The organism is Streptomyces sp. NPDC005728 (genome assembly GCF_040630895.1).
Taxonomy (GTDB): Bacteria; Actinomycetota; Actinomycetes; order Streptomycetales; family Streptomycetaceae; genus Streptomyces.
Genome location: NZ_JBEXYL010000299.1, coordinates 1 through 1,264 on the forward strand (window position 1 = coordinate 1; position 1,264 = coordinate 1,264).

Here is a 1,264-nt window from a genome sequence, read left to right on the forward strand (position 1 = left end):
GGGTCTGCTGCACGATCGGGTGACATCTGAACTGGCTTGCCCTGTAGGGCGGGTGGGAAGGATGCCGCTGTGCCCAAGCCTTATCCGGAAGAGTTCCGCCAGGACGTCGTGCGGGTCGCGAGGAACCGCGGCCCGGGTGTGACGGTGGAGCGGGTGGCCACCGACTTCGGGGTTCACCCGATGACGTTGTGGAAGTGGATGCGCCGGGCGGACATCGACGACGGGGCCAAGCCCGGGGTGACCAGCCAGGAGAGCGCGGAACTGCGGGAAGCACGTCGGCGGATCAAGCTGCTGGAGCAGGAGAACGAGGTCCTGCGCCGGGCCGCGGCCTACCTGTCGCAGGCACATCTTCCGGGAAAAGGATCTACCCGCTCGTGAAAGAGCTGGCCGTGGACGGGGTGCCGGTCACGGTCACGTGTCGGGTGCTCAAGCTCGCCAGACAGCCGTACTACCGCTGGCTGGGCAAGCCGGTTGCCGACGCCGTGCTGGCGGAGGCATATCGCGCGAACGCGCTGTTCGACGCCCACCGCGACGATCCGGAGTTCGGCTACCGGTTCCTGGCCGATGAAGCGCGTGGTGCCGGGGCCGGCATGGCCGAGCGCACTGCGTGGCGGATCTGCCGGGACAACCGCTGGTGGAGTGTCTTCGGGAAGAAGCGTGGCCGGGGCAAGCAGGCCGGCCCGCCGGTGCACGACGATCTCGTGAGCCGCAACTTCACGGCAACTGGCCCGAACCGGCTGTGGCTAGCCGACATCACCGAACACGCCACCGGCCAGGGCAAGCTGTACCTCTGCGCGATCAAGGATGTCTTCAGCAACAGGATCGTGGGCTACTCCATTGATGCGCGGATGAAGTCCCGCCTCGCCGTGGCCGCCCTGGACAACGCCGTGGCCCGGCGTGAACACGTCGACGGGTGCATCCTGCACAGCGATCGCGGATCACAGTTCCGGTCCCGGAAGTTCGTCCGGGCCCTTGACCGCCACCGGATGGCCGGATCGATAGGGAGAGTCGGGGCGGCCGGCGACAACGCGGCCATGGAGTCCTTCTTCAGCCTGCTGCAGAAGAACGTCCTCGACCGCCGGACCTGGGCCACCCGTGAAGAACTGCGGATCGCGATCGTGTCCTGGATCGAGAGGACCTACCACCGACGCCGCAGACAAGCCGCACTCGGCCGACTGACCCCCGTCGAATACGAAACCGTCATGACCACACCGGCTCTCCAGGCCGCGTGATCAAACCTGTCACCCAAACCTGCAGCAGACCC

Annotated in this window: 1 protein-coding gene; it reads left to right on the top strand. The window is 67.0% G+C overall.

The window, feature by feature from the left end; all coding sequences use genetic code 11:
• Positions 1–69 precede the first annotated feature (69 nt).
• Positions 70–1,232, top strand: a protein-coding gene (locus tag ABZ471_RS48740) for an IS3 family transposase (RefSeq protein WP_359075639.1) whose coding sequence is annotated in 2 segments (ribosomal slippage) — positions 70–354 and positions 357–1,232 — 1,161 coding nt in all. Because the reading frame shifts where the segments join, the coding sequence is not laid out codon by codon here.
• Positions 1,233–1,264 lie beyond the last annotated feature (32 nt).